This window comes from Streptomyces sp. NPDC006197 (genome assembly GCF_040613865.1).
Classification (GTDB): Bacteria; Actinomycetota; Actinomycetes; order Streptomycetales; family Streptomycetaceae; genus Streptomyces.
Genome location: NZ_JBEXSZ010000256.1, coordinates 1 through 5,300, shown reverse-complemented (window position 1 = coordinate 5,300; position 5,300 = coordinate 1). Strand labels below are relative to the sequence as shown.

The 5,300-nt window shown below is 73.6% G+C and carries 5 protein-coding genes; 2 read left to right on the top strand and 3 right to left on the bottom strand.

Features of this window, described 5'->3' with window-relative positions; all coding sequences use genetic code 11:
* On the top strand, positions 1–1,572 hold a 1,572-nt coding region (locus ABZ318_RS38870), incomplete at its 5' end, for an MFS transporter (protein ID WP_356907132.1).
* Positions 1,573–1,685: 113 nt separating this feature from the next.
* Positions 1,686–2,291 (top strand): hypothetical protein, encoded by a 606-nt coding sequence (locus tag ABZ318_RS38865; protein ID WP_356907131.1) that lies wholly within the window; start codon positions 1,686–1,688, stop codon positions 2,289–2,291.
* Positions 2,292–2,491: 200 nt separating this feature from the next.
* Here ABZ318_RS38865 and ABZ318_RS38860 read toward each other — a convergent pair whose 3' ends face one another.
* From ABZ318_RS38860 to ABZ318_RS38850, 3 genes are all read right to left on the bottom strand, one after another.
* Positions 2,492–3,868: a DEAD/DEAH box helicase gene (locus tag ABZ318_RS38860; protein ID WP_356907130.1), complete on the bottom strand. Its 1,377-nt coding sequence runs from the start codon at positions 3,866–3,868 to the stop codon at positions 2,492–2,494.
* Between the two features lie 94 nt (positions 3,869–3,962).
* A complete protein-coding gene (locus tag ABZ318_RS38855) occupies positions 3,963–4,166 on the bottom strand; it encodes a cold-shock protein (RefSeq protein ID WP_033323720.1) in 204 nt (67 codons plus the stop codon).
* A 142-nt stretch (positions 4,167–4,308) separates the two neighbouring features.
* Positions 4,309–5,124 (bottom strand): DUF817 domain-containing protein, encoded by an 816-nt coding sequence (locus tag ABZ318_RS38850; RefSeq protein WP_356907129.1) that lies wholly within the window; start codon positions 5,122–5,124, stop codon positions 4,309–4,311.
* Between the last annotated feature and the right edge of the window lie 176 nt (positions 5,125–5,300).

Here is a 5,300-nt window from a genome sequence, read left to right as displayed (position 1 = left end):
GTACGCCAGCGACGTCGCCCTCAAGGCGCCGTCCGGACGCCCACCGCCCCGGCCGGACAGCCCGGCCCGTCCCCCCGCCGGTGGTGGGGCCTGGCCTTCGCCGCGGCGGCGCAGTTCCTGGTCCTCGTCGGCGCCACGAGTACGAACGTCGTGCTGCCGGCCATCCAGGCCGACCTCGCCATCGCCGTCGGGGACCTCCGGCTGATGTCCCTCGCCTACGGGATCGCCTTCGGCGCCCTGCTCCTGCTCGGCGGACACCTCACCGATCTCCTGGGCCGCAGACGGGCGGCGTTCCTCGGCCTTGCCGGCTTCGCCCTCGCCTCGGTGCTCGGTGGCATGGCCCCCGCCGCCGGCGTGCTCATCACGGCACACGCCCTTCAGGGCGTCTTCGCCGCGCTGCTCTCCTCGACCGCGCTCGCCCTGGTGGGCGGCGGCTTCACCGACCCGAAGGAGCGCGGCACCGCCTTCGGGGTCTACGCCGTGCTCGCCGGAGGCGGGGCGGCCGTCGGCGCGTTCACGGGCGGCTGGTTGGCCGAGACCCTGAGCTGGCGCTGGTCCCTGTTCGCCGCCGTCCCGCTCGCCCTGCTCGCCGCCCTCCCGGCCGCCCTGCTGGCGGACGACCGGTCGGCCCGCGCCGCCGCCCGCCTCGACGGGCCGGGCCTGCTGCTCGGCACCGGTGCGCTGGCCGCCCTCGTCTTCGGCTTCGACCGGGCCCAGGAGGTCCAGGACATGGACGCTCGCGGCTGGACCGCGCCCCTGACCGTGGTCCTCCTGCTGGTCGGTGTGGCCCTGTTGGTGATCTTCGTGTGGTGGCAGACCCGCACGAGCGACCCGCTCGTCCCGCGCGGTCTCTTCCGGGACCGGGACCGGGCCGTCTCCCTCCTCGTCCTCGCGCTCGTCGGCCTGAGCACCCCGACCCTGTTCCTGATCGTGTTCCTGTACCTCCAGGTCCTCCTCGACCACACCCCCTCCCAGACGGGCCTCGACCTGCTGCCCATGGCCGGCGCCGTCCTCGTCGCCGCCCAGATCTCCGGCCGCCTCCAGGCCCGGCTGGCGGCCCGCCACCTCGCCGTCCCGGGCCTGGTCCTCGCGGCCGTCGGCATGGGACTCCTGGCCCGCCTGGAGGCCGACAGCTCGTACGCCACCGTCGTCCTGCCCGGCACCCTCCTCGTCGGCCTGGGCCTCGGCCTGGCCCTGGGACCGCTGCTCGCCACCGCGACCGGCGCCACCGGCCCCGTGGGCTCCGGCGGCACGGCGGGGGCCGTCCTGGCGGCCCAGGGCCTCGGCGGATGGCTCGCCACGCCGCTGTTCGGCAGCGTCCTCACCGCGGCGGTCTCCAGCCGCCTCGACGAGATCGAGGCCCTCTCGCCGTCCCCGGGGGAGGCGGCCCGCAACGGCGTCCTCATCGACCCGCATCAGTTCCCGGAAGTGCTGAGGGAGACCGTCACGCAGACGAACGAGGCCGTCCTGGGCGGCTACTCCGTCACCTTCTGGACCGCCGCCGGCCTCCTGCTCCTCGCGGGCCTCCTGACGGGCCTGCTGGTCACGGCGAGGGCCCCGGGGCGGGGCTGACGGGCCCCGCCCGGTCGCGCCCCTTGGCCTTTCGGCAGCCCCGTGGGGTAGAAAGCTCCGTCGATCAATCATGATCACAACATCGAGCTCTTTGCATTCGGGGGAATGGAAGAATGACCTCAACCCGCCGTGTCCTCGGCGCGATCGCGCTTCTCGCCACCTTGAGCGGCGTCGCCGCCTGCGGCCCGGAGGACCCCACCGCCGGAGGCCCGGTCGGAGGTTCCGGCAGCAGCGCCTCGCCGTCGGCCACCGCGTCCGGGACGTCGGCTCCCGGCGAGGCCGGGGACGGCGCCCCGGCCGACGACGTCGACGGCGACGGAAAGGGCGGCGACTGCGGCAAGCCGCCGACCCTGCCCGCCGGGCACCTGAAGCTGAAGGTCCGGCTGATGCGCGACGCCGGCGGCTTCGAGGCCGCGGAGGCCAAGCCGCACTGCACGCCGAACGACTGGATCTACGGCGCCGACAAGGGGGACCCGACCAAGCACTACGTCCTTCCCGAGAACGTCAAGGCGTACCTCGCCCTCGGCCCCGGTCAGTCGAAGCAGGTCGACCACGAGCAGCTCGCCCTGCACGTCGACCGTTGCCTGGCCCAGGAGATCGGGGCTCCCGACGACTACCCCAAGGTGGAGGCGCCCTACGGCTGCTACGGCAACGTCTACGAGGTCGCGCTGAACGCCAAGGGCGAAGTGGACACGATGAAGGAGATCTGGAGCGTCTGACGACGCCCGCCGTCCGGCCGGAGGCCGGAAACCCGTCGGCCCGGCCGGAGTCCAGGCGCCCGCCGTCCGGCCGGAGTTCGGGCTCCGGCCGGACGGCCCTTTCCGCACGGGAGGGGCTTCGCCGTCACTGGGGCGTCACCGGGCCTGGTGACGGGGCGCCGGGTCCGGGCCCCGGTTCCGGGACGGATCGAGCCGTCCGGTCAGCCGCCCCGGCGCACCTTCGCCGCCCGGCGGGCCTCCGCCGTCTTGCGCGCCTCGGCGGCCCGGCGGGACTCGTTCTTCGCGCGGCCCGGGCGGCCCGGGACGGTGCCGATGCCCCGGAAGGCCGCACCGCCGCGCCGGTCGCGCTCCTGGCTCGGCGCGCTGCCGTCGACCGGTACGCCGGAGGGCTTGCGGGCGCCGGTGATACGGGTCAGCTCGGCCTCGCCGGAGCGGACCCGGGTCTCGCGGGGGCGGATGCCGGCTTCCGTCAGGAGGCGGGCCACGTCGCGGCGTTCCTCGGGCGTGACCAGCGTGACGACGAGGCCCGACTCGCCCGCGCGGGCGGTGCGCCCGCCGCGGTGCAGGTAGTCCTTGGAGTCGGCGGGCGGGTCGACGTTGACGACCAGGTCGAGCTCGTCGACGTGGATGCCGCGCGCCGCCACGTCCGTGGCGACCAGGACGGGGACCTCGCCGGTCCTGAAGCGCTCCAGGGCCCGGGTCCGCAGCGGCTGCGACTTGCCGCCGTGCAGCGCCGCGGCCCGCACGCCGCTGCCGAGGAGGTGCTTGGTGAAGCGGTCGACGGAGGCCTTGGTGTGCAGGAACATGATCACGCGCCCGTCGCGGGCGGCGATCTCCGTGGCGGTGGCGAACTTGTCGGCGCCGTGCACGTGCAGCACGTGGTGCTCCATGGTGGAGACGGCCGCGGCCGAGGGGTCGACGGAGTGGCCGGCCGGGTCCTGGAGGTAGCGCTCGACCAGCTGGTCGACGTCATGGTCGAGCGTGGCCGAGAACAGCAGCCGCTGGCCGGTGCCCGGCACCTGGTCGAGCAGCTCCGTCACCTGCGGCAGGAAGCCCATGTCGGCCATCCGGTCGGCCTCGTCGAGGACGGTGACGGCCACCCGGTCGAGACGGCAGTCCTTGCGCTCGACGAGGTCCATGAGCCGGCCGGGGGTGGCGATCAGGACCTCGGCCCCGTCGCGCAGCGCCGTGGCCTGCCGCCCGATCGACATGCCGCCGACCACGGTGGCCAGGCGGAGCCCCAGGGCCTCGGCGTACGGGGCGAGGGCGTCGGTGACCTGCTGGGCCAGCTCGCGGGTGGGGACCAGGACCAGGGCGAGCGGCTTGCGGGCCTCGGCCCGGCGCCCGGCGGTGCGGGCGAGGAGCGGCAGGCCGAACGCGAGCGTCTTGCCGGAGCCGGTCCGCCCGCGTCCGAGGACGTCGCGGCCCGCGAGGGCGTCCGGGAGCGTGGCGGCCTGGATCGGGAAGGGCGTCTCGACGCCGCGGCGGGTGAGCTCCGCGAGCAGGTCGGCCGGCAGGTCGAAGGCGGCGAAGGTCACGGCCGCCGTGGAGGCGTCCTCGTGGGGCGTGGTGTTCATGCGGCACCTGGTCCGTGGGGAAGTCTGGAAAATGCGACGGGCCGGGGCCCCCACCGCATGGGTGGGGGCCCCGGCCGCGTCGTACGTGTCAACGTCAGGCGGGAACGATGTTCTCCGCCTGCGGGCCCTTCTGGCCCTGCGTGACGTCGAAGGACACCTTCTGGCCTTCCTGGAGCTCACGGAAGCCGGAGGTGGCGATGTTGGAGTAGTGGGCGAACACGTCCGGGCCGCCACCCTCCTGCTCGATGAAGCCGAAGCCCTTTTCCGAGTTGAACCACTTCACGGTGCCAGTAGCCATGTCATATCTCCTTCGGGGCGTAGCCCTGGGAGCCGCACTGTGCGGATCCCGGCGTCGCCGTGATGATTGCCCCGTCCGGAAAACTGCACCGAAAACACATAAAGTGCCCGACGATGTCGAATCGCCGAAGGCACTTGTAAGCTCAATGGGAACCACGACTGCAACTGATCTCTACTGTAGCACGGTTCCGGCGGCCCCGCGTGAAGAATGTCCGATTTGCCGTAAGGGTGAACGTGACCGTGATGAGTAGCGCCCAGGCGCCGAACTTCGTGAGGGAGACGGGCTGCCAGCCGTCCAGCTGGTCCGGGTAGCTCCAGGCGCCGACGTACGTGGCCGCGTTCTCGGCGACCCAGAGGAAGAAGCCGATCAGGACGAAGGACAGGGCCAGGGGCATCCGGTGGTCGCTCTCGCCGACCCGGAACCGGACCCGGGTCCCCGCCGTCGCGACGAGCAGCAGCGCGGCCAGGGCCCAGCGGGCGTCGGGCAGCCAGTGATGGCTGAAGAAGTTCACGTACACGGCCCCGGCGAGGACCGCCGTGATCCGGGGCCGGTAGCCCGTGAGCCGCAGGTCGAACAGGTGCCAGGCACGGCAGACGTAGCTGCCGAGCGCCGCGTACAGGAACCCGCCGTACAGCGGCACGCCGCCGAACTTCGTCAGGGCGTCCTCCGGATAGCTCCAGGAGCCCATCCGCACCTTGACCAGCTCGAAGAGGAGGCCGATGGCATGGCACCCGGCGATCACGGCGACGTCTCGGCCGGTGTCCCAGCCGACCTTCCACGCGAGGACGGTGAGCCCGACGCCGTACAGGAGCAGCAGGTCGTAGCGGGCGACCGGCAGTTCGGGCAGCAGGGCCGAGACGGCGATGCCGCCGACGAGCGCGACGGCGAAGGCGCAGCAGCGCGCCTCCAGGACCGCGAAGCGCAGCAGCTGACGTATCCCGTGGGTGAGCGTCTCCATGGCCGGAGGGACGCCGGCGGGCCGTGATCGGTTCGCCGGTCCCGGCGGGGGAAACGGCGGCGCGCCGCACCCCCGAGCTGGGGGGCGCGTCGGCCGCACCCTCGCGCCCCGCCCATACCGCTGACGCACCACTGACGCACCACCACCTTCCACCGCACGCTCCCGTACCCGGCCCG

Coding starts and splice junctions, on each gene's coding strand:
- ABZ318_RS38865 (WP_356907131.1), top strand. CDS start 1,686: ATGACCTCAACCCGCCGTGTCCTCGGCGCGATCGCGCTTCTCGCCACC.
- ABZ318_RS38860 (WP_356907130.1), bottom strand. CDS start 3,868: ATGAACACCACGCCCCACGAGGACGCCTCCACGGCGGCCGTGACCTTC.
- ABZ318_RS38855 (WP_033323720.1), bottom strand. CDS start 4,166: ATGGCTACTGGCACCGTGAAGTGGTTCAACTCGGAAAAGGGCTTCGGC.
- ABZ318_RS38850 (WP_356907129.1), bottom strand. CDS start 5,124: ATGGAGACGCTCACCCACGGGATACGTCAGCTGCTGCGCTTCGCGGTC.